Genomic DNA, 21,379 nt, shown 5'->3' on the forward strand with positions numbered 1-21,379 from the left:
AAGGCCGGCGCCGCATGAGAGAGTGTGATGTCCGAACAGTTCAGTGACGAAGGCGCTGCGGCGCGCGGAGGGCGGAAGGGTCTATCCGCCTTATCCGGCTGGAGACGGGGAGCAGTCGTCGGCGGATGTTTCGCATGTGGGCTGGTCCTGGCCTTTCACTTCGCGGTGACCTTTCTTTACGTCGCCCCCTGGAACCCGGTCTACGACCGCACCTCCTCGGTGGTCGACGCATACATCGACCCCTACTTCGGCCAGAACTGGGAGCTGTTCGCCCCCGACCCCATTGACTACAACCCGCGCGTCCTCGTCCGTGCCAAGGTCAAGGATCCGAGCGGTTGGGAGCGGCACACCGGCTACATCGACATCATCGAGCCCGAGCTGGACAAGGCCCGCGGGACGCTGTTCGCCTCCCGGGTGGCGCGGCTGGTCGGTGGGGCGCGGCAGATGATGACGGATGCGGACGTCGAGCCGGTGATGCCGGAGGGGACCGAGGAGGAGGAAGAAGCCGAGGAGGAGCCCGCGGAGGAGCCGGACAAGGAGTTCCAGGCGCAGGCGATCCAGCACATGACGGTCATCGCGACGCTGGCGGCGCGGGCCAAGTGGGGTGACGGGGTGACGGCGGTGCAGGTGCGGGTGAGCGATCAGGTGATTCCGCGCTGGGAGGACCAGGACGCCGAGATCGACAAGACCTACGGGGACTTTCCGTGGTGGGCGCCGGCGCCGGTGAGCGCTGAGGCCGTACGGCTGTGGAAGGACGCGCACGAATGAGACTCGCACGAATGAGCGGCGTGACGGCGCAGGTGCGGGAGCGGGGCCGGGAGCGGGCTCGGGAGCTGGCCGGGCGCGGGTGGGAGCTGCTGGAGCGGGTCAGCGGGGTCCGGTACGGGTTGTACGGGCTCGCGGTGCTGCGCATCGGCTACGGGCTGGTGCTGCTGGCGCATCTGCTGGTCAACTACGTTGATCGGCGGGTGCTGTGGGGGCCGGAGTCGCCCTGGACGCCGAAGCTGCTGAAGGAGGACCTCGCCGGGGACGAGACGTTCTCGGTCTTCGCGTTCTCGGATTCGGGTCCGTACTTCGAAGTGGTCTACCACCTGTTCATCGTGATCGTCGTGGCGTTCGTCGTCGGGTGGCGCACGCGGTTCGTCACGCCGCTGCTCGCCGTCATGGTGTGGTCGTGGCACGAGCGGGAGCCGTGGATCCTCGACGGCGGCGACAACATCATGCAGCTCGTGCTGATCTACGCGTGTTTCGCCCAGCTCTCGGGGCGGTGGTCGCTGGACGCGCGGCGGCTGGCGCGCAAGGGGTGGGTTCCCGCCCCGGACAGCGTGCGGTGGCGGCTGGTCACGGTGTTGCACAACAGTGCCCTGCTGGCGTGCCTGCTGCAGGTCAGCATCCTCTACATGAACGCCGGGCTGCTCAAGGTGCGCGGCGAGATGTGGCAGGAGGGGACCGCGCTCTACTACACGCTCCAGGTCGAGGAGTTCCAGCCGTTCCCGTGGCTGAGCCGGCTCGTGTACGAGAACGATCTGTTCGTGACGGCCGGCACGTACGCCGCCGTGCTCGTGCAGGTGGCCTTCCCGCTGCTGATGCTCAACCCGATCAGCAGGCGGCTGGGGCTGGTCGCCGTGACCGGGATGCACCTGGGGATCGGCCTGTTCATGGGGCTGTCGTCGTTCTCGCTCATCATGATCACCTCTGACCTGCTGTTCGTCAGGGGGGCCACGTATCAGCGGGCCGGACGGGTGGTGAAGGCGGCGTACCGGTGGGTGCGGTCGCGACGGCGCGGCGGGGCCGACGGTGGGGTTCCGGTGGCCGTACGGCCGGAGCAGCCGCTGGTCCTGGAGAAGCCGTAGGTGTCTACGCTGTATACGGGAGCGATCGCAGTGCTGGCCGCCGCCTGGACCGGTCGCGTCTCCTCCGGCGGGCTGGAGGAGCGGATGGCGGCGGCGCTCGACGACTTTCTCGGCTTCGCGCTCGGCAGCCGCCACCTGTACCGGTTCCTCGTCTCCCGACGCCTGGGCGGGGGCGTGGCGGTTCCCTGAGGACTTCCGTGACGGGCAGGGGCCGCCGTCAAGCGTCGTCGCCGGGCTCGTGGAGGAGGGCATGCGTACGGGGCGGCTGCGCGAGGACGATCCGCTGGAGACGGCGATGACGATCACGTCGAGCGCCAGGGGCTGGTCCAGCAGTACCTGAGCGGGCGGATCGGGATGGACGAGGCCGACTTCCGCGCGCTCTGCCACCGGCCGACCGGGCGGATCATCAGGGGGTTCCCCGCGGAATAAGCGGTCCTGAGCCGGTGTCCTTGGTTTTCATGGAGATTCGTTATCTCGGAGGGCCGACGGCGGTCCTGGAGCTCGGCGGGGTGCGCCTGCTGACCGATCCCACGTTCGACCCGCCCGGCGACTACCCGATCGGGAACAGGGCGCTCACCAAGACCGAGGGCCCCGCCCTCGGGGCGGAGGGGCTCGGGGCCGTGGACGCGGTGCTGCTCTCCCACGACCAGCACCCGGACAACCTCGACAGGGCCGGGCGGGACTACCTGGCGTCCGTTCCGCTGGTGCTCTCCACCGGGTCGGCGGCCGGGCGGCTGGGGGCCTCCGTGCGGGCGCTGCCCAACTGGACGTCCGTCACGGTGGGCGACGGGCTGCGGGTGACCGGCGTCCCCGCCCAGCACGGGCCCGACGGGACCGAGCATTTGGTGGGCGAGGTGACCGGGTTCGTGCTCGGGGGTGACGGGCTGCCGACCGTCTACGTGAGCGGGGACAACGCCTCGCTGGACGTCGTACGGGAGGTCGCCGGGCGGTTCGGCCCCGTGGACGTCGCGCTGCTGTTCGCGGGCGGGGCGCGTACGCCGCTGGTGGACGGCTACCTGACGCTGACCAGCGACGACGCCGTGACGGCGGCCGAGATCCTGGGGGCCAGGCACGTGGTGCCGCTGCACTTCGAGCACTGGGCGCATTTCACGCAGGGGCGGGAGACCGTGGAGAAGGCGTTCGCCGGGTTCGGCGACCGGCTCCGGCTGCTGGCTCCGGGCGAAAGCACCCAGATCCCCTGACCGCCCGATCCGGGCGGCGGCACCCCCATCCGCCGCGCGCTGGATCGGTCGGCTCGTGGCGAACGGCGTCGCCCCGGCCGGGCCCGGCCTGGCAGGGTGGAGCCGTGAGCTGGAACGCGCGCGCCCTCGACGTGCTGGCGGCGGGGGAGCCCACCCCGCTGATCGACTTCCCGGTCCAGGCGCCCGGGATCAGGCTGCTGCTGAAGGACGAGTCCGCGCAGCCGACCGGGAGCCTGCGGCACCGGCATGCCAGGGCGCTGTTCCGGCAGGCCGTCCTCGACGGGCTGGTGGGCGAGGGCACGACCGTGGTGGAGGCCACGGGCGGCAACGCGGCCGTCGCGCAGGCCTGGTTCGCCCGGCGGCTCGGGCTGCCGTACATCGTGGTCATGCCGGGCGAGCGCAGCCAGGCGCGGGCCAGGGCGGTGGAGGCGCTGGGCGGGGAGTGCAGGTTCGTGACGCCGCCACTGGCGATCTACGACGCGGCGCGCGGGATCCCGGGCCATTTCCTCGACCAGTTCGGCCGGGCGGCCGAGCACGACCTGGGGGAGGAGCTGTTCGCCCAGGTGCGGCCCGACTGGGTGGTGACGGGCGCGGGCACGGGGGCCACCTCCGCCACGCTCGGGCGGTGGGTCCGCGAGCACGACGTTCCCTGCCGGGTCGCGGTGGCCGATCCCGATAATTCGGCATATTTCCCGGGATGGACGCTCGACGTGCCCGACTACGCGACCGGGATGCCGTCGCGGATCGAGGGCATCGGGCGGCCCCGCGTCGAGCCGGGGTTCCGGCCCGACCTCGTCGACCTCGTCATCCCGGTGCCCGACGCGGCGAGCGTGGCGGCGGCCCGGCACCTCAGGGCGGTCACGGGGCTCGCGGTGGGCGGCTCGTCGGGCACGGCGCTCTGGGCGGCGCTGGAGCTGGTCGAGCGCATGCGGGCCAGGGGCGAGAGCGGCACCGTGGTGTCGCTGGTCGGCGATGCCGCCGACCGGCATCTGGCGACTTATCACGATGAGGCGTGGGCCGCCGCCAAGGGGCTGGACGCCGGGCCGTACGCCGATGAGCTGCGGCGCCGGGTCGCGCTCAGGCCAGAGGGTGGCTGACCCGGACGTCGGGCTCGACCTCAGGCCAGAGGGTGGCTGACCCGGACGTCGGGCTCGACCTCAGGCCAGAGGGTGGCTGACCCGGACGTCGGGCTCGACCTCAGACCAGAGGGTGGCTGACCCGGACGTCGGGCTCGACCTCAGACCAGAGGGTGGCTGACCCAGACGTTGGGCTCGACGTAGACGGCGTGGTCCTGCTCCACGTCGCAGTGCACCGGGGTGAGCGCGCCGGGCACCTCCACCGGGCCCGGCCGGTCGAACGGCAGGTCCGTCCACTGCCGCCACTCCGCCAGCGTGCCCGAGACGACCATCGAGCGCGGCGCCACCTTGACGATCTTCCCGCCCGCCCGCACGTGCACGCGTAACCAGGCGTCATGGGGCAGGCCGTCGGCGCGGGTCCTGAAGGCGTACTCGGCCATGGGGGTGCGCGGTTCGAGGTGCTTGTTGTTGGGCCTGACCGGCGCCACCAGCTCGCGGTAGCCGAGGCCGGCGGCGCGCTCGCGCATGGCGGCGAGCATCAGGGAGGACAGCCCCGTCCCCTGGAGGTCGCGGCGGACGGAGATCTCCAGGGCGGAGATGCTGTCAGGCTGCTCGCCGCGCTCGCGGGCCAGCCAGCCGTACCTGATCACGCCGTCCCACCCGTCGTCGGGCAGCTCGGGGCCGCTGGAGAGGAACGGCATCATGCACGCCCGCGCCGCCAGCCGTCCCGGCTCCTCCTCGGAGTCGGCCACGAGCACGTAGTCGGCGTAGGTCGTGGTGGCGAACGGATAGAACAGGTCCGCGATCGGATCCTCGAGCACGAAATCGTGCCACGTATGGTCCATCTCGAACAGCGACGGCGCGAACTCCGGACGCTCCGCGAGCGTCGTGATCTTGAGGGCCATGAGAAACATTCTCACATTACGGCCGACCGGTACGCGCTTGTATAAAATAGGGCGAAAGGTGTGCGCTAGCGTCGGCCGCATGACAGAACTTGACGCCAGGCTGCGAGCCATCACCGACCTGATCGTGGCCGAGGCGCGCGAGGGCGGCGGCAGGCACGAGTACGACGGCCGGATCCAGGACCTCTCGCCCGCGGGCGTGCGGTCCGGGCTGGCGCGGCTCGGCGAGGGGCCGCTGCCCGCGGACGCGCACGACGCCGAGCACCTACAGGTGTTCGAGGAGAGCCTGCGCACTCAGTTCGGCGAGCTGGAGCTGCATCGCAAGAACCCGCTGATCCACCTCTCGAACCTCGACCTCGCCTGCTACGACCGCGACTACGCCCCCGAGGAGGAGCGCGAGGCGGCCAAGGCGGCCCATCTCGCGCTCTGGCCCGAGGCGGTGGACCAGGCGATCGCCTCGCTCGACCAGGTCCCGGCCCCCGTCGCGCAGTCCCTGCTCGCCGCGACCAAGGGACTGGCCGCCGGGGTCACCGACGAGGCCGCGCTCAAGGCGCACAGCCTGCTCGTGGCGCACGTCGAGCGGGCCGCGGCCGAGGGCGACCCCGACGCGGCGCTCGGCGGCGAGGCGCTGGCCAGGCTCATGGGCACGGCCGAGGGGCTGCCCGTCGACCTGGGCAGGCTCGCCGAGCGGGCCGACGCCGAGCGGGACCGGCTGATGGGCCTGCTCGCCGAGTCCTGCGCCAAGCTGGGGGAGCGGGACCGGGCGCCGCTGGACGTGGTACGTGAGCTGGTCAAGGACCATCCCGACCCCGACGGGGTCATCGAGGCGGCGCGGATCGGCACGGAGAAGGCCATCGCGTTCACCCGCGAGAAGGACCTCGTGCCCTACCACGACGGCGAGTGCCTGGTGGGGCTGGCGCCCGAGTCGCGCCGCTGGGCGATGGCCATGATGGCGTGGAACTCGCCCGGCGAGCCCGAGGGCCCGTCCTGGTACTACATCACGCCGCCGGACCCGTCCTGGCCGAAGCAGGACCAGGAGGAGTGGCTGGAGGTCTTCAGCCACGCGACGCTGCCGGCGATCAACGTGCACGAGGTCGCGCCCGGCCACTTCTCGCACGCCCGCGCCCTGCGGCGGGCCGGGTCGGACGTGCGCAGGCTCCTGCAGTCCCTCGCCTTCATCGAGGGGTGGGCGCACTACGCCGAGGAGCTGTGCGTGGAGGAGGGCTTCGAGCCGGACGACCCGCGGTTCGAGATCGGTGTCTGGGTGGAGGCGCTGCTCCGCGTCACCCGGCTGGCCTGCGCGATCGGCGTGCACACCGGGCAGCTGACGGTCGAGGAGGGCGCCAGGCGCTTCGAGTCCGACACGCACCTGGCCGGGCCGGCCGCGCTGTCGGAGGCCAGGCGGGCGACGTTCGACCCGACGTACGGGCGTTACACCTGGGGCAAGCTGCTCATCCTCGACCTGCGGGAGCGGGCGCGGGCGGAGTGGGGCGCGGACTTCAGCCTGCAGCGCTACCACAAGGCCCTGCTCGACCTCGGCTCGCCGCCCCTGGGCCTGATCGACCGCATCCTCTAGATCTCAGCCGGAGTCCGCGCACGGCCCTGGGTCGGCGGCGGCAGGTCGGGTAGCGTCGATCACGAGCGAGGGGAGGATGATCCTGTGCGGGAGCTCTCAGGCAAGGTCGCCGTGGTGACCGGCGCGGCCAGCGGCATCGGGCGGGCGCTGGCGCTCAGGTTCGCGGCCGAGGGCATGACGCTGATGCTCGCCGACGTCGATCCCGGCAGCCTCGCCGAGACGGCCCGCCAGGCAGGCGACGGCAAGGTGCTCACGCAGGTCACCGACGTCTCCGACGCGGCGGCCGTACGGCACCTGGCCGACCGCTGCTTCGGCGAGCTCGGCGCCGTGCACGTCCTCTGCAACAACGCCGGCGTCTTCCAGGGCGGCCGCATGTGGACCCGCGGCGAGGAGGACTTCACCTGGCTGCTGGGCGTGAACCTGTGGGGCGTGCTCCACGGCATCCACGCGTTCGTCCCGCGCATGATCGAGCAGGACACCGAGGGGCACATCGTCAACACGGTGTCGGTGGCCGGGCTGTTCACCACGCCGGGATCGGGCGGGTACGCGGTCACCAAACACGCCGCGATGGCCGCCTCCCAGGCCCTGGCCGAAGACCTGGCCGCCACGGGCGCCAAACTCCGGGTGACCGCGCTCTGCCCCGGCGCGGTCAGGACCCGCATCGCCGACTCCGAGCGCGTCCGCCCGGCCGGGCCGGTCGCCACCCCCACCCAGGACGAGGTGGACGCGCGGGAACGGGTCGGCCGGGCGGCCGAGCGCGGCATCGAGCCGGCCGAGGTGGCCGGCCTGGTCGTGGCGGCCATCCGCGAGGAGCGGTTCCTGGTGCTGACCGATCCCCGGTACGCCGCCCGGCTGCGCCTGCAGACCGAGACCCTGCTCACCGGGAACCTGCCGCCCTACCAGTGACGTTCGTGGGCCAGCACCCGCACCACCGTGCCGCTGTGCGGCCTGACCAGCAGCCGGACGTGGTCGCCTGGCAGCACGTCCTGGTAGAGGCCCTGCGTGACCAGGAACGACCTGGCCTTCTCCGAGCTGCCGTCGTGCACGGCCACGTAGTAGGCGCACCTGCCGCTCGCCGTCCCGGGGTCCGGGTCGGCGACGGCCCAGTGCTTGACGACGTAACCGGAGACCTCCTGCCGCTTGGGGCCCGGCGCGGCGGACCCGGGCGGCTCGATCTCGGCGCCGTGCCAGCCGCTGCCCGTGAAGATCCACTCCTGCCCGGGGTCCGTCGGCTCGGCCTCCGGCCCGGCGACCTCCCGCCCGGCCGGGGTCAGCAGGAACCCCCGCCCCGCCATGAGCAGCCCCACCCCGGCCACGAACGAGACCATCGTCGCGATCATCCCCGGCCACGACAGCCCGGCCGCGGAGATGGTGGCGTACCAGGGGATGAACAGCCCGGCGGCCAGGAGCACCGGAACGATCATGGTCGGCCAGCGCCGCCGCGCCAGGCCCAGATCGATGGCGGTCTGCCGGACCAGCGGGATCAGGCCGCCGTCCAGCTCGGACCCTTCGGGCATGACCGCCATGACGGGCGCGTACGGCTTGCCCGCCAGGCGGGCGACCACCCGTTCCAGGACCCATCGCTCGTACGGGAGGAGCGGCTCCTGCCTCAGGGGCGCCGGCGAGAGGCGATCGTCCTCGATCGTCAGCCACCCGCGCCCGGCCAGCTCGAACAGCGCCGAGTGGAACACCTCCTGGGCCCGCATGCCGCGTAACAGCTCGACGACGGCCGGTGGCGCCTCGTGTCGCGGCGCCGCCCGCGGGCGGTCGCGGCTGGACACCTTGAAGGCGGCGGCCAGCGTGGCGGCCCACAGGGCCCACGCGGTCACCGGCCAGGCAAGATCCATTGTTCTGTGTTAGCACGAGTGCCGGTGGCAGGCCAGGCGTAATGCACGAGGCCGATAGACTGTAGTCACCGCATTTCGCCTTTGGGGGGTTCTCACGGTGTCTGAATTCGACACAGTGCTGGTGGTCGACTTCGGCGCACAGTACGCGCAGCTCATCGCCAGGCGTGTGCGCGAGTGCCACGTCTACTCCGAGATCGTGCCCTCGACCATGCCGGTCGAGGAGATGATGGCCAAGAACCCCAAGGCGATCATCCTGTCCGGCGGCCCCTCCTCGGTCTACGCCGAAGGCGCCCCGCCGGTGCCGCACGGGCTGTTCGAGACGGGTGTGCCCACGTTCGGCATCTGCTACGGCTTCCAGGCCATGGCGCAGGCGCTGGGCGGCGAGGTGGCCCGCACGGGCGTGGCCGAGTACGGCGGCACCGCGCTGGAGGTGCTCAACGAGGGTGTGATCTTCGCCGGGCTGCCGGCCGCCCAGACGGTCTGGATGTCACACGGCGACAGCGTCGCCGCCGCCCCCGAGGGCTTCACGGTGACCGCCTCGACGGGCGAGACCCCGGTCGCCGCCTTCGAGCACCCCGCGCGCGGCCTCTACGGCGTGCAGTTCCACCCGGAGGTGCTCCACTCCGAGCACGGCCAGGTGGTGCTCAAGCACTTCCTCGACGCCGCCGGCTGCCGTCCGTCGTGGACCATGCTCAACATCGTCGAAGACTCCATCGACGCCGTGCGCCGCCAGGTCGGCGACGGCCGCGCGATCTGCGCCCTGTCCGGCGGCGTCGACTCCGCGGTGGCCGCCGCGATCGTCCAGCGCGCCATCGGTGACCGGCTGACCTGCGTCTTCGTCGACCACGGCCTGCTGCGCAAGGGCGAGGCCGAGCAGGTGGAGCGCGACTTCGTGGCCGTCACGGGCGTGAAGCTGCGCGTGGTCGACGCCGCCGACCGCTTCCTGAAGGCGCTGGAGGGCGTCTCCGACCCGGAGGAGAAGCGGAAGATCATCGGCCGCGAGTTCATCCGCGTCTTCGAGGACGAGCAGCGCGCCATCATGGCCGACGGGCCGGTGGAGTTCCTGGTCCAGGGCACGCTCTACCCCGACGTGGTGGAGTCGGGCGGCGGCACCGGCACCGCCAACATCAAGTCCCACCACAATGTCGGCGGCCTGCCCGACGACCTCCAGTTCAAGCTCGTCGAGCCGCTGCGCGCGCTCTTCAAGGACGAGGTGCGCCGGGCGGGCGAGGAGCTGGGGCTCCCGTCCGCGATGGTCTGGCGCCAGCCCTTCCCGGGCCCCGGCCTCGGGATCCGCATCGTGGGCGAGGTCACCCGCGAGCGCCTGGACCTGCTGCGCGAGGCCGACGCGATCGCCCGCGAGGAGCTGTCCCGGGCCGGCCTCGACCGGCAGATCTGGCAGTGCCCGGTGGTGCTGCTGGCCGATGTGCGGTCGGTGGGGGTGCAGGGGGACGGGCGCACGTACGGGCACCCGGTGGTGCTGCGGCCGGTGACGTCCGAGGACGCGATGACGGCCGACTGGGCTCGGGTGCCCTACGACGTGCTGTCGCGCATCTCGACCCGGATCACCAACGAGGTCCGGGAGGTCAACCGGGTGGTGCTCGACGTGACGAGCAAGCCTCCGGGCACCATCGAGTGGGAGTAGCAGCGGGTCGCTAGCCGGGGCGAAAGGGCTCGGGGGCTCGGGAGGTTTTCGGGGCTCAGGCGGCGACCGGGGCGAGGGCGCCGATGGGGGTGCCGGTCTCGGTGCGGTCGCACGCCGGCAGCTCGAACCAGATGGCCTTGCCGCGCGCCGTACGCTCGCCGCCCCAGCAGCAGGACAGCACGTCGACGAGGAACAGCCCGCGCCCGCTCTCCGCGTCCGCGTCGACGACGCGCAGGTGCGGCAGGTCGGGGTTCTCGTCCTCGACCTCGCAGCGCAGCAGGCCGTCCTCGGCGGAGAAGCTGAGGCGGACCGGCCCGTACGCGTGCTCCACCGCGTTGCCGACCAGCTCGCTGACGAGCAGCTCCGCCGTCTCCACCTGGTCGTCGAGGCCCCAATGGGCGAGCTTCTCACGGGTCAGCCGGCGGGCGGCGCACACCGAGGCGAGCTCAGGCGAGAGCCACCACGAGGCCGTGCGGCACGTGGTCTGGCGGCGGCCGGTCACCGCAGTCAGGAAGCTGCTCATCGAAAGCCTGTTCATTTCCTACCCCGAGCGGGTCCTCTTCCTTGCCTTTCGTTCAGTGAGCCTGGGTTGCTCACACCATCGAGAATGCCTCAGTGAGGTGCCGCAGGAAGAGGTGAAAACTCCCCGTATAGGTACCTATTTCACGTACGTAGGCAGCCCACGGCAGGGGCTGGGGAGGCTTTCTGGGACGAAAGTGCCTTACTGGGGCACGACGCAGTTGTTGTTCGGAGGCTTCCCCTCCGGCCAGGCGACGCCCTTGAACGTCAGCTTTCCCGAGGCCGGGTCCAGGCGGACGACCGGCAGGGCCTTGTCGTACGGGTTGCCCGCGCCGGTCAGGCAGATCAGGCCGCTCGCGCCCTGAATCCGGTAGGCGGCGTGCAGGTCGGCGAGGACGTCCTTGACGTCCTGCCGGGTAGGGACCTCGGTGGCGCTGATCGCGACCGCCTTCGCCAGGGCCCGGTAGGCGGTCAGGACCACGTCGTGGGTGACGATCGTACGCCCGTCCTCGAGTGCCACAGGGCCGATCTTGGCGGTGGCGATGAGGCGCTGGAGTCGTGCCAGGGACTCCTGAGGCTCGGCGAGATAGCGCGGGAGGTCTTCCCGCTTCGGCTTGGAGCCTTCGCGGGTGTTCTTCCGCCACCACTTCTCCACCTCGACGTTCCAGGCGCCGGGGTGGGCGGGGGCGGCGTACTCGACGGACACGGAGGGCCTGCCGCCGCCCGGGTCGCCCCGGATGAGTTCGAGGTCCTCGGCGTCCAGGCGGCTGTCGAGGGTCGTCGCGTCGGAGCCGGTGATCACGGTGTACGACTTCTTGCCGGAGCAGTAGGTGTTCGCCAGCGTCTTGACGAAGAGCTTCAGATGGTAGGCGCGGCCGGCGAAATAGACGAAACGGGCGTTCGACTGGCAGATGTTCAAGGCGAAGTCCTGGAACCGGTTCGGCGTGCGGCCGGGCTCCTCGAGGCCGGGTGACTCGTACGTCATGTCCTGGACCCCGGTGCCCTTCTTGCCCTTCCGGGCCTCGGTGAAGGCGTCGCGCAGCGACTTGTCGTAGTTGTCCAGGGGCCGGGTGTCCGCGACGAGCGCGCTCTCGGCGCCCGCCAGCTTCGGGTCGGACTTGAGCAGCGCCTCGGCCTGCTCTTTGGTGGTCGAGACCACGCGGGCCAGGCCGGGGAACGGGTCCCGAGTGCGGTCCTGGGTCTCCGGATTGGCGAAATCGCTCGAGGTGACCAGGCCGGCGACGACGGGGATGCCCAGGTCCTTCGTCAGGTGGTGCATCGCGTCCCACGTGCTGGTCAGGCTGAGGTTGAACCCGGCCACGACGCGGAGCCGCGGCTCCCTCTCGGTGAGGTAGTTCACGGTCCGCTGCCAGTACCGGTAGTCACGGCCGGGGTTGGCGAGGACGAGGCGGATCGGAGGCTTCGCCGCGTCGGGGGCGTTGGCCTGCAGCTGGGCCAGGTAGGCGCCCTGCACCTCGCTCAGGATCTGCCGGCGCACGGCCGGGATGTCCGACTGCAGGGGGATCATCAATGCCACGGTGGCGTACGCTTTCGCCGCGATCCGGTTGTTCTCCGCCTCGATGCGCGCGAAGACCGCCGGCATGCCGTCGAGCTCCGGCATGAGCACGCCGGTGCCGTCCGACACGCCGATGCAGTCGCCGCCCATCACCACGAGCCCTTCGCCGCAGCTCGCGGGCTCCGGCGGCGGGAGTATGACCGCGTACGCCAGGAAAACCAGCACGCCCGCGAGAGCGGACATCTCGGTGGTGAGGGTCAGCGGCCCCGGCCCCCTGCGGGGCGGCTTCGGCGCCGGACCTGATCCCAGGGTGACCGGCAGCAGCCGGCTGGGCACCTGCTCGGCGCCGCCGGCGATGATGTTCTCGATGGCCTCTTTCCGCCGGGCGAACAGCGCCGGGATCTCCTTGGCGAGTTCGCCCGGAGAGACGGCCGGGTTGGCCCCTCTCGCGACCGGTGCTCCGCCCCGCGCCGAGGTCGCCACGACGACGGGATGGACGCGCAGGCCGCGGGATCCGTGATCGTAGGCGGCGAGGAGGGTGTCCCTGATCTTGCGCCGCGCCGGGACGAGGTCGACGTCGGGCAGGAGGATGACGGGACGGCGCACCCGGTTGAGCCGGCGGAGAAGCCCGTGGTGCGCGTCGATGTCCGCCAGCAGGGCCTTGACGAGCAGGAGCTCCTTCTCGTCCACGTGGTTCCCGGACGGCTCGTCGCCCGGTTCGATCAGCAGCCGGCGCAGCTCCCTGACGAGCTCCTCGGTGGTCCCCAGCGGCCGTCTGAACGCCTTCTTCCGGTACCAGCGCAGGGTCCAGTGGGCGCGGACCCGGAAAGCGCCGAATATGCCGATCACCAGGCCGACGATGCCGCTCGCCAGGTTTCCGAGGTAGGAGTTGGTGACGACCTTCTTGATCGCCTTGCGGACCTCGCGAAGGATCTTCTGGCGGGCCCTGTCGATCGCCTGCTTGACCTTCTCCTCCAGCTCGGCGTCCAGTTCGCCCAGCTCGGCGAGGCGCTTCTGCTCCGGGTCGCGGAGATCCCAGTCCACGAGCGCGTACGCGGCCTCGAAGCGGGGGAAGACGAGGGGAAGCCGGTAGGCGGGACGCGACAACCTGTGCGCGACGGCCCGCAGTTCCGCCGCGAACTGCGACAGGCCGGCGTTCGGCGGCGCTTTGCACGGCTCGTTGATCGGCAGGACGCTCGAATACTCTTCGTAGTACTCCGCGGGCCACGACCGGATCGCCTCGAGACCGGCCGCGTGGTCGTCCGCGTGGTCGTCCGGGGGTTCGAGCTGAAAGACCAGAGGCCCGGTCCGGCGGCCGAAGCGGACCTTCCTCCGGCGGAACCGACGGAGGATCACCAGCTCCGCCAGCGCCGCGTTCAGGTGCTGAGCCACTTCGGCCCCCATCCTCGTCATTCCCTGCGCCCGCGAGTGGGTTGGACTTTAACCCCTCGTGACCGCGTCGTAACGGGGTTTGGGGAAATGTCCTGTACGGCGGCGGCGCCCGCCGTACAGGACGGGGGTTCCGGGGTCAGCCGGTCTTCTTGTCCTTGTCGGCGAGCGTGCCGCAGGTGAAGCCCTTTTCCCGGTCGGGGTCGAGCTGGATGTCGATCAGGATCGTGCTCTCCGAGAACTTGCGGAAGGTCATCAGCTTGTCGCAGTCGTAGAAGGCGTATCCGCCCTCGAACTCGCCCAGCAGCATCATCCAGCGCCCGTCGTAGAGCGTCTTGCCGCTGCTGTCCTGGAGCCTGGCCCACTGGTCCTGGAAGCCGAGGCTGTCGAGCAGGGCGTTGGCCTGCCCGGTCTCCTGCACCTGCACGGCGCCGAAGACCATCTGGATGATGAGCAGGTATCCCAGCCCGACCCCCGTGAAGGCGCCGATCAGGACCTTCATCCCGGCGCGGCCGATCGACCTGCGGCGCAGCAGCCGGAAGGGCACCACGTAGGCCAGGAAGCCCAGCAGGATCGCGAAGACGACCTCACCGCCCCCCAGGTGCTCTCCCGAGGCGGTGTACACGTAGTAGAGGAAGCCCAGGTAGGACAGACCGGCCCAGATCGCGGCCATCACGGCGACGATCCACGGGCGCTTGCGGACGGCCTGGAACACGCGCCCGGCCCAGCCGCGGGTGATGAGGTCGAGCAGCCAGCCCAGTCCGATGACCAGGCCGATGAACGAGGCGCTGATCAGCACCAGCGGCAGCAGGGTGCCCAGGAGCCGCCCGAAGAGCACGGACTGGTCCATGCCGGCCTGCTCGGGCGTGATGCCGAAGACGCTGTACATCTCCTTGAAGCCCATGTAGAGCAGCGCGTACAGCGTGACACCGGCCGGCACCACCACCGAGCCGATCTTCTCGAGTACGTCGAGGACGCCGCCGCTGTCCTCCTCGGCCTCTGTCGTCGCCTTGACGGGCTCGGCCGGGGGAGCGTCCGGCGTAGGCGGCTGAGCCGGAATCGGCTGGTCTAACGGGTAAGACTGATAAGTCATGATAAATCGGAATCCATGCCTGTTTGAAGGATTACGGGGGTTATTGCAAGATCATGGGCCGCTGGAGGGCGGTGCTGATTGGTCCCATCCCGATCGCCCGAATGGCGATCCAGCACAAAGCCCTCAAAGCGGGCATGCCGGGATCCCGGCAAGAGTAGGGGGACGCGGCGACGCCGCAGTCGTTACTTCAACTTCCCTCGAAATGTTCCCCTGATCTTCGCTGATCGTCCGAGGTCGCCGCCTTTGGAGGCGGTGCTCAGCCCCATACCGTAGCGGTCGAGAGGGCGCAGCCGCGACAGAACCCCCTTGATGCCGATATATGCCTGCAAGTCGTCCGAAGCTGCCACGAGCGCGCGGCGTTTTCGCTGACTCGCACATTTACCGGCATTCGCGTCGTGACGTATTCACCGGCAGGGTGGGTCGTCCGCGTGTTCGCCGATCAGGGGGACGAACCGGGCGGGCGTCAGCAGGCGCTCCTGGACCAGGCGGCCGTGCCGCTTGCCGAAGAGCACGACGGTCTCACCCAGCTCCTCGTGGATCGGCATGACCAGCCGCCCGCCCTCGGCGAGTTGCTCGGCGAGCGGGGCGGGCACCGTACGGGCCGTGGCGGACACGACGACGGCCTCGAAGGGCGCGTGCTCGGGCAGGCCGGCAGTGCCGTCGCCGACGAGCACCTCGGCGCCGCTCACCCCGGCCGCGGCGAGGTTGGCCCGCGCGTGCCGGGCCAGGTCGGCGTGGCGTTCCATCGAGTACACGCGGCGGGCCATGCGGGCGAGCAGGGCGGTCTGGTAGCCGTACCCGGTGCCGATCTCCAGGACCGTCTCCGCGCCCGACAGCCGCAGGGCGTCGATCATCTGCGCGATCAGGGACGGCTGCGAGGTGGGCTGGCCGTGGCCGATCGGGATCGGTTCGTCGAAAGGGGCGCGGCCGACGTGACGCGGCGGCACGAACCGGTCGCGCGGTGTGGTGGCGAGGGCCGCCAGCAGCCGGGGATCTTCCACCCCGGCCCACTGGGCGGCCTTCACCAGCGTCTCGAACTCCATCGGCGGTCACCCGCCGACGCGCTGCTCCGAGCCATGCTGACCTGCTTCCCCACAGGCCGGACTCGATGCTGTCGGTGTCAGCAGTCCTTGCCGCTGTTGACGCAGCGGACGACGGTGTTCATGAGCCGCTGCGACATCACGCCGATGGCGCCGGCGTGGTCGGTGCTCGGGTCGTTCTGCTCGCTCGCGAACCCGTCCACCGCGTAGGGGACGTCTCCCGAGGCGGGCACGTCGTCGTAGGTCAGCGTCATCCGCAGCTGCGGCACGGCCTCGGTGCCGCTGGGGCAGGCGCCGGTCTCGTCAGGGAAGACGAGGTGCGTGCGGTGGTCGGCGCTGTCGAGGTTCTGGCCGTCCCAGCAGCTCGGCATGTCGAAGACGCGGACCAGGTCGCTGCCGGAGGGGCAGATCGGATACTTGTCGGTCAGCCGGTCGGTGAAGCCCGTGCAGGTGAACGTCGGGCGGGCGTTCTCAGCGCCGTTGGTGGCCGCCCTGGCGTCGCCGGAGACCATCCTGAGGAACCGCGGCGCCGCCGTCACCTCCGAGGTGAGGTTGCCGCGGTACTCCAGCTTCACCGACGTCGGCTGTACGGGGGTGCCGGCGTTGTTCGTGTCGCCCCCGGCCGCGGATGCGTCGTCGGATCCGCGTACGCGCAGGGTCGGCCAGAAGTAGGCGGACCGGTCGTCGCCGGTGCGGCAGGTGGTGTCCGCGGCGGCCAGGCTCTCGTTGGTCGAGAACGCGTCCGTGGACGTGTTGCCCACGTAGTCCTGCCTGAGCTGGGCCCCGTCCGACATGCCCGGGGCGAGGATGAGGTTGTCGGTGTTGGAGTGACCCTCGCGGTTGGTGCCGCATTGGGAGGCGTACGTGCCGGTGGAGGCGTTCTCGCCTGCCTGCGGCTGCTCCGCCTTGGGGACGTCACGGATGTCGACGAAGTCGTCGGCCGACAGCCCGGCCTCCGCCGGGTTCTGGGCGTCGCCGAGCGAGCAGCCGGCGAGGTCGTCGAGCCCGGTGGGGCGTTCGGCGACGCGTCCGATGGCTATGGAGATGCGGTCGATGGCGGCGGCGCGTTTGTCGGTGAGTGGGCCGAGGATGGCGTTCTGGATGAAGTTGGGGCCTCCTTCTCCTGCCGAGGTGGCGAGCCGGTCGTTGGCCTCCTGGAGTTGTTTGTCGAGCTGGGCGAGGTTGCGGTCGACCTCGGCCTTGGCGGCGGCCGGGACGTCGGGCAGTTTGTCGGCCACGTTCGGGCAGACGATGGTCTGCGCGGCCGGATCCGCGCTCTGACCACCGCCGGGGTCGGGCGTGGCGGACCCGGTCGCCGGGGGTGCGGTGGTCTGTTCCGGTGGGGTGACTTGGTCGGACGGGGTGGCTTGGTCCGATGGGCCAGGGGTGGCCTGGTCGGTGGGGGTGGCCTCCTGAGGCGGCGCGGTGGAATCGCCGAGCGAGCAGCCGGCGAGGTCGTCGAGGCCGGTGGGGCGTTCGGCGACGCGTCCGATGGCTATGGAGATGCGGTCGATGGCGGCGGCGCGTTTGTCGGTGAGTGGGCCGAGGATGGCGTTCTGGATGAAGTTGGGGCCTCCTTCTCCTGCCGAGGTGGCGAGCCGGTCGTTGGCCTCCTGGAGTTGTTTGTCGAGTTGGGCGAGGTTGCGGTCGACCTCGGCCTTGGCGGCGGCCGGGACGTCGGGCAGTTTCTCCGCCACGTTCGGGCAGACGATGCCCTCAGCCGCGACCGTGCTCAGATAGAGATCCACCGTCCCGGTCCGCTCGTACGGCGGAGAGCCAGACAGGACGAGCGCGACGCCTCCGCTCAGGCAAGCCGCCCCCAACCACGGCCTGAATCGTCGTTCCCCCGATGGACTCCACATGCGACCACTCCCTCCGGTTTTGTCGTGGGCAAGGAAAGTCCGATCTTCGACAGGTACGGGGGTGCTCACGGGAGGGTTCACCGGCATGCGCCCGGCAGGGGCCGCCAGACCGCCTCCTACCAGCGCGAATGCGTATTTATACACATTCGCGGATTGAACCCGGCGCGAGACGCGGGTCGTACAACCGGGCGTCGAACACCGCTCCCAGCCTCACCTTGAGGCAACTGAAAGGGTCAATCATGACGAAGCGCATCCTCACCGCCTCCGGCCTCGCGCTCGCCACCGCGCTGATCGCCGCCTCCGCCCTCCCGGCCATGGCACAGGCGGACACGCGGTCGAGCACCGACGTCTATCTGGCGGCGACGCTGCTGGGCAAGAACGAGGTGCCCGCCCCCGGCGCGAAGGTGGGTGACCGCGACGGCGGCGCGATCGCCGTGTTCCGCATCCACGGACAGCAGGTCGACTACGCGATCCGGTGGCAGAAGGTGGCCGCGCCGACCGCGTTCCACATCCACCGGGGCAAGGCCGGCAAGAACGGCGACGTCAAGATCCCGTTCTTCGGCGCGGCGCTGCCCGCCTCGCTCAGCGCCGTCAAGGGCACCGTCACGGTCAAGGACTCGGGCCTGCTCGCCAGGATCGCGAACAACCCCAAGGGCTGGTACGCCAACCTGCACACGGGCGAGTTCCCCGGCGGCGCCGTCCGCGCCCAGCTGCACCGGGTACGCCCCGTTTCGCTCAACTCGGTGCTGGCCGCCGGCTCGTCCCACCACACGCTCACCACGCTGGCCGACGGCCGCCAGGAAGTGCCCGCGCCCGGCACCAAGGTCGGCGACAAGGACGGGCGGGCCGCGTGGCTCGTCTGGGTGAAGGGCACCAAGGTCCACTTCGCCACCGCCTGGAACCGCGTCGCCCCGCCGACGAACGGCCACGTCCACCGCGGCGTCAAGGGCAAGAACGGCCCGGTGGTCGTGGACTTCTTCGCCGCCGAGAACGGCCTGCCGCCCGGCGTCAACGGCATCGCCGGCACCGGCACCGCCTCGGCCAAGGTCGCCGACGGAATCAGGCGCAACCCCAAGGGCTGGTACGTCAACCTGCACACCGCGGAGTTCCCCGGCGGCGCGGTGCGCGGCCAACTCCACAACGGCGGCTGGTAGCGGCGCACCGGAAGGTGCGGATGCTCAGGCCGTCCAGAGCATCCGGTAGGTACCTACGTAGTCCCGATTAGGTGCCTATATGGGGATTTTTCACCTCTTATCCAGGTAGCTCGCCGAGGCATGCTCGTGGTGTGAGCAATCCACGCTCACCCGAAGAGAGGGCCGAAGGGAACCGGACGGCAGCCACCTCAGCTGCCAGACGGGGTGCAAGGGCAATGAACAGCGTTTCGCGGACCAGCATCTACACGACGGCCACCGGCCAGAGCCCGGCAACACGCCGCACGGCCTCGTGGTGGCTGTCGGCCGACCTCGGCTCGGTGCGCACCGCACGCCGGTTGACCCGCGACAAGCTCACCGACTGGGGCTTCGACGACCGGATCGAAATCGCGGAGCTGCTCGTCAGCGAACTGGTCGCCAACGCGCTGGACCACGCCCACGGCCAGGTCCGTCTCGGCCTCTCCGCCGAGAACGGCTCGCTGCGCTGCGAAGTCGAAGACGAAGACCCCCAAATGCCCACCATGCGCACCGTCGACCTCGACGCCGAGCGCGGACGCGGGCTCTTCCTGGTCGACACGCTCTCCGGCTCCTGGGGCGGCACCCCCACCCCGCGCGGCAAGGCCATCTGGTTCGAGCTTCCGGCATCCGCCGAAGCCGAAGCCGACCTCTTCGCGCCGATGGCAGCCTGAGCCCGGAACGCAGACAGGCCGGTTCCGCGTGGGAACCGGCCTGTTCGAGGCGGGGCGGTCAGGCGGACACCGCCACCGGCTCCCGATCCCTGGCGGGCCTGGGGAGCATCGTGAGCGCCGCCACCAGGCCGATCGCGGACAGTACGGTCGAGCCCAGGAACGCCATCCGGTACCCCGACACCAGCGCCTCCGGCGCGGGGGAGCCGCCCGCGACGCCGGCCGCGATGGCCACCAGCACCGCGATGCCGACCGAGATGCCCACCTGCGTCGTCACGTTGAACAGGCCCGACACCATCCCCGACTCCTCCGGTGAGGCGTCCGAGGTGGCGGCGACGGTCACCGCGCCGATCAGGAGGCCGAAGCCGAAGCCGGTCAGCAGCTCGGAGGGAAGCAGGACCAGCAGGTAGTCGCCCTGCACCCCCACCCGCAGGTAGAGCGCCGCGCCCACCAGGATGAAGGCCATGCCGGCGGCCGCCGTCGTGCGCAGGCCGTACCTGGTCAGCACGCGTCCGCCGAGGAACGAGGCGGTCAGCGCGATCGTCGCGGGGATCGCCAGCGTCGCCAGGCCCGACAGGGTGGCGCTGTAGCCGAGCACGAGCTGGGTGTAGAGGCTGAGCAGGAAGGCCACCGGCTGCATCGCCATGGCCACCAGGAACATGATCACGTTGCCCGCGCGGAGCGTGCGCCTGCGGAAGACGTTCAGGGGGACGAGCGGGTTGGCCGAGCGGTGCTCGACGGCGAGGAAGGCGACGATGAGGGCGATCGCGAGGGCGCCGACGCCGAGCGTCCTGGCCGAGGTCCAGCCCGCCTCCGCCGCGTCCACCAGGGCGTAGATGAGCAGGCCCAGCCCGGCGGTCGAGGTGACGGCGCCGGTCACGTCGAAGCCGCGGGCCCGTTCGGCGGAGCGCGCGGCGGGCAGCAGTACGAGCGCCAGCGCGGCGACGCCCAGCCCGATGGGCGCGTTCACCAGGAACACGGATCGCCAGCCGAACCAGTCGGTGAGCAGGCCGCCGAGCACCAGCCCGGCCGAGGCGCCCATGCCGCCGACGGCGCCCCACAGCCCCATCGCCTTGTTGAGCGCCGGGTCGCCCTTGAAGATCGTCATCACCAGCGACATCCCGGCGGGCGCCACCAGGGCGCTGGCCAGCCCCTGCACGGCCCGTACGGCGATCAGCGGCCCGCCGGACGCGGCCACGCCGCCGATCAGGGACACCGCGCCGAACAGCAGCATCCCGGCGATGAAGATCCGGCGCCTGCCCACGTAGTCGGACAGGCGCCCGCCGAGCAGCAGCAACCCGCCGAACACCAGCGAGTACGCCGTCGTCGTCCACGACAGGTCCTGGGCGTTCATGCCCAGCTCACGACCCATGTGCGGCATCGCGATGCCCACGATCGTAGAATCCAGGATCAGCACGAACTGGGTGGTGGCCAGTAGCGAGAAAGCGGCCCATTTGTTCTTCATGACCAAGTCTTCCTAAGGGAACGATTTGTAACAGTGGCCATGATGTGTGACCATCGAGGTCGACCGGAAGAAGGCACTTTCATGTCCCAGAGGAACACCGCTGTACCAGAGCAGCTCAGGACGCTGGACGACGCGCAGGCGATGATCGAGCAGGGCTTCTGCCCCATCCCGCCGCGCGAGATCCTGGACAAGATCGCCGGGAAGTGGGCCATCCAGATCGTCGTGGTGACCGCCCGCGGGCCGAGGAGGTTCACGGAGCTGGAGCGGGAGATCGAGGGCATCAGCCGCCGCATGCTCACCCTCACCCTGCGCAACCTGGAGCGCGACGGGCTGCTGGAGCGCACGGTCTATCCGACGGTGCCGCCCAAGGTCGAGTACCAGGCCACGCCGATGGCGCTGGAGCTGTACGAGGCCATGCTGACGCTCACCAACTGGTCGCGGAAGCACAGCACGTGCGTGGCCGCCTCCCGGGAGCGGTACGACGCCCGCCAGGCCGCACAGGAGACGCCGGGCTCCGTCCCCGCTCCTGGACGGGTCCCCGCCACCGTCTGAGCCCG

The 21,379-nt window shown here is 70.8% G+C and carries 19 protein-coding genes; 11 read left to right on the forward strand and 8 right to left on the reverse strand.

Going from position 1 to position 21,379, the window contains the following annotated elements; genetic code table 11:
• Nucleotides 1–165 precede the first annotated feature (165 nt).
• From H4W80_RS40930 to H4W80_RS40950, 5 genes are all read left to right on the forward strand, one after another.
• The gene (locus H4W80_RS40930; RefSeq protein ID WP_192789953.1) at nt 166–768 is read left to right on the forward strand and encodes a DUF5819 family protein; all 603 of its coding nucleotides are present in this window, start codon (nt 166–168) and stop codon (nt 766–768) included.
• Entirely contained in the window at nt 765–1,853 is a 1,089-nt protein-coding gene (locus H4W80_RS40935; RefSeq protein ID WP_192789954.1) for an HTTM domain-containing protein, read from the forward strand. The genes H4W80_RS40930 and H4W80_RS40935 overlap by 4 nt, the downstream gene beginning before the upstream one ends.
• The gene (locus tag H4W80_RS40940; protein ID WP_192789955.1) at nt 1,854–2,042 is read left to right on the forward strand and encodes a hypothetical protein; all 189 of its coding nucleotides are present in this window, start codon (nt 1,854–1,856) and stop codon (nt 2,040–2,042) included. It abuts the gene before it with no gap.
• Nucleotides 2,043–2,311: 269 nt separating this feature from the next.
• A complete protein-coding gene (locus H4W80_RS40945; RefSeq protein WP_192789956.1) occupies nt 2,312–3,055 on the forward strand; it encodes an MBL fold metallo-hydrolase in 744 nt (247 codons plus the stop codon).
• Between the two features lie 104 nt (nt 3,056–3,159).
• Nucleotides 3,160–4,152, forward strand: coding sequence for a PLP-dependent cysteine synthase family protein (locus tag H4W80_RS40950; protein ID WP_192789957.1), 993 nt, complete (start codon nt 3,160–3,162; stop codon nt 4,150–4,152).
• Between the two features lie 140 nt (nt 4,153–4,292).
• Here H4W80_RS40950 and H4W80_RS40955 read toward each other — a convergent pair whose 3' ends face one another.
• The gene (locus H4W80_RS40955) at nt 4,293–5,036 is read right to left on the reverse strand and encodes a GNAT family N-acetyltransferase (protein WP_225963925.1); all 744 of its coding nucleotides are present in this window, start codon (nt 5,034–5,036) and stop codon (nt 4,293–4,295) included.
• A 79-nt stretch (nt 5,037–5,115) separates the two neighbouring features.
• Here H4W80_RS40955 and H4W80_RS40960 point away from each other — a divergent pair, with 79 nt between their 5' ends.
• Both H4W80_RS40960 and H4W80_RS40965 read left to right on the forward strand, forming a co-directional pair.
• On the forward strand, nt 5,116–6,609 hold the full coding sequence (locus tag H4W80_RS40960; RefSeq protein ID WP_192789959.1) for a DUF885 family protein: 1,494 nt from the start codon (nt 5,116–5,118) through the stop codon (nt 6,607–6,609).
• 84 nt (nt 6,610–6,693) lie between these two features.
• Nucleotides 6,694–7,515: an SDR family NAD(P)-dependent oxidoreductase gene (locus H4W80_RS40965; RefSeq protein ID WP_192789960.1), complete on the forward strand. Its 822-nt coding sequence runs from the start codon at nt 6,694–6,696 to the stop codon at nt 7,513–7,515.
• Here the strand turns inward: H4W80_RS40965 and H4W80_RS40970 are convergent.
• The gene (locus H4W80_RS40970) at nt 7,506–8,456 is read right to left on the reverse strand and encodes a DUF2207 domain-containing protein (RefSeq protein WP_192789961.1); all 951 of its coding nucleotides are present in this window, start codon (nt 8,454–8,456) and stop codon (nt 7,506–7,508) included. The genes H4W80_RS40965 and H4W80_RS40970 overlap by 10 nt on opposite strands.
• A gap of 97 nt (nt 8,457–8,553) precedes the next feature.
• Between H4W80_RS40970 and guaA the strand changes: the two genes are divergently transcribed.
• The gene (gene guaA / locus H4W80_RS40975) at nt 8,554–10,101 is read left to right on the forward strand and encodes a glutamine-hydrolyzing GMP synthase (RefSeq protein WP_192789962.1); all 1,548 of its coding nucleotides are present in this window, start codon (nt 8,554–8,556) and stop codon (nt 10,099–10,101) included.
• Between the two features lie 55 nt (nt 10,102–10,156).
• Here the strand turns inward: guaA and H4W80_RS40980 are convergent, their stop codons facing one another.
• The 5 genes from H4W80_RS40980 to H4W80_RS41000 form a co-directional block, all read right to left on the reverse strand.
• Nucleotides 10,157–10,624, reverse strand: a complete 468-nt coding sequence (locus tag H4W80_RS40980) for an ATP-binding protein (protein WP_192789963.1) — start codon at nt 10,622–10,624, stop codon at nt 10,157–10,159.
• A 198-nt stretch (nt 10,625–10,822) separates the two neighbouring features.
• Nucleotides 10,823–13,528, reverse strand: a complete 2,706-nt coding sequence (locus H4W80_RS40985; RefSeq protein WP_192789964.1) for an ABC transporter substrate-binding protein — start codon at nt 13,526–13,528, stop codon at nt 10,823–10,825.
• A gap of 136 nt (nt 13,529–13,664) precedes the next feature.
• Complete coding sequence (locus H4W80_RS40990) at nt 13,665–14,618, reverse strand: hypothetical protein (RefSeq protein WP_192789965.1); 954 nt, start codon at nt 14,616–14,618, stop codon at nt 13,665–13,667.
• A 404-nt stretch (nt 14,619–15,022) separates the two neighbouring features.
• Complete coding sequence (locus tag H4W80_RS40995; protein ID WP_192789966.1) at nt 15,023–15,661, reverse strand: protein-L-isoaspartate(D-aspartate) O-methyltransferase; 639 nt, start codon at nt 15,659–15,661, stop codon at nt 15,023–15,025.
• 77 nt (nt 15,662–15,738) lie between these two features.
• Nucleotides 15,739–17,406 carry a DUF1996 domain-containing protein gene (locus H4W80_RS41000; RefSeq protein ID WP_318787288.1) on the reverse strand — a complete coding sequence of 556 codons (1,668 nt, stop codon included), beginning with the start codon at nt 17,404–17,406 and terminating at the stop codon, nt 15,739–15,741.
• Between the two features lie 353 nt (nt 17,407–17,759).
• Here H4W80_RS41000 and H4W80_RS41005 point away from each other — a divergent pair, with 353 nt between their 5' ends.
• Entirely contained in the window at nt 17,760–18,674 is a 915-nt protein-coding gene (locus H4W80_RS41005) for a CHRD domain-containing protein (protein ID WP_192789967.1), read from the forward strand.
• 215 nt (nt 18,675–18,889) lie between these two features.
• Nucleotides 18,890–19,360 carry an ATP-binding protein gene (locus H4W80_RS41010; RefSeq protein ID WP_192789968.1) on the forward strand — a complete coding sequence of 157 codons (471 nt, stop codon included), beginning with the start codon at nt 18,890–18,892 and terminating at the stop codon, nt 19,358–19,360.
• Nucleotides 19,361–19,418: 58 nt separating this feature from the next.
• Here the strand turns inward: H4W80_RS41010 and H4W80_RS41015 are convergent, their stop codons facing one another.
• The gene (locus tag H4W80_RS41015) at nt 19,419–20,822 is read right to left on the reverse strand and encodes an MFS transporter (protein ID WP_192789969.1); all 1,404 of its coding nucleotides are present in this window, start codon (nt 20,820–20,822) and stop codon (nt 19,419–19,421) included.
• Between the two features lie 81 nt (nt 20,823–20,903).
• Between H4W80_RS41015 and H4W80_RS41020 the strand changes: the two genes are divergently transcribed.
• Entirely contained in the window at nt 20,904–21,374 is a 471-nt protein-coding gene (locus H4W80_RS41020) for a winged helix-turn-helix transcriptional regulator (protein WP_192789970.1), read from the forward strand.
• Nucleotides 21,375–21,379 lie beyond the last annotated feature (5 nt).

The sequence above is a fragment of the Nonomuraea angiospora genome (assembly GCF_014873145.1).
Classification (GTDB): Bacteria; Actinomycetota; Actinomycetes; order Streptosporangiales; family Streptosporangiaceae; genus Nonomuraea; species Nonomuraea angiospora.

Coding starts and splice junctions, on each gene's coding strand:
- H4W80_RS40935 (WP_192789954.1), top strand. CDS start 765: ATGAGACTCGCACGAATGAGCGGCGTGACGGCGCAGGTGCGGGAGCGG.
- H4W80_RS40945 (WP_192789956.1), top strand. CDS start 2,312: ATGGAGATTCGTTATCTCGGAGGGCCGACGGCGGTCCTGGAGCTCGGC.
- H4W80_RS40955 (WP_225963925.1), bottom strand. CDS start 5,036: ATGGCCCTCAAGATCACGACGCTCGCGGAGCGTCCGGAGTTCGCGCCG.
- H4W80_RS40960 (WP_192789959.1), top strand. CDS start 5,116: ATGACAGAACTTGACGCCAGGCTGCGAGCCATCACCGACCTGATCGTG.
- H4W80_RS40970 (WP_192789961.1), bottom strand. CDS start 8,456: ATGGATCTTGCCTGGCCGGTGACCGCGTGGGCCCTGTGGGCCGCCACG.
- H4W80_RS40980 (WP_192789963.1), bottom strand. CDS start 10,624: ATGAGCAGCTTCCTGACTGCGGTGACCGGCCGCCGCCAGACCACGTGC.
- H4W80_RS40990 (WP_192789965.1), bottom strand. CDS start 14,618: ATGACTTATCAGTCTTACCCGTTAGACCAGCCGATTCCGGCTCAGCCG.
- H4W80_RS40995 (WP_192789966.1), bottom strand. CDS start 15,661: ATGGAGTTCGAGACGCTGGTGAAGGCCGCCCAGTGGGCCGGGGTGGAA.
- H4W80_RS41005 (WP_192789967.1), top strand. CDS start 17,760: ATGACGAAGCGCATCCTCACCGCCTCCGGCCTCGCGCTCGCCACCGCG.
- H4W80_RS41010 (WP_192789968.1), top strand. CDS start 18,890: ATGAACAGCGTTTCGCGGACCAGCATCTACACGACGGCCACCGGCCAG.
- H4W80_RS41015 (WP_192789969.1), bottom strand. CDS start 20,822: ATGAAGAACAAATGGGCCGCTTTCTCGCTACTGGCCACCACCCAGTTC.
- H4W80_RS41020 (WP_192789970.1), top strand. CDS start 20,904: ATGTCCCAGAGGAACACCGCTGTACCAGAGCAGCTCAGGACGCTGGAC.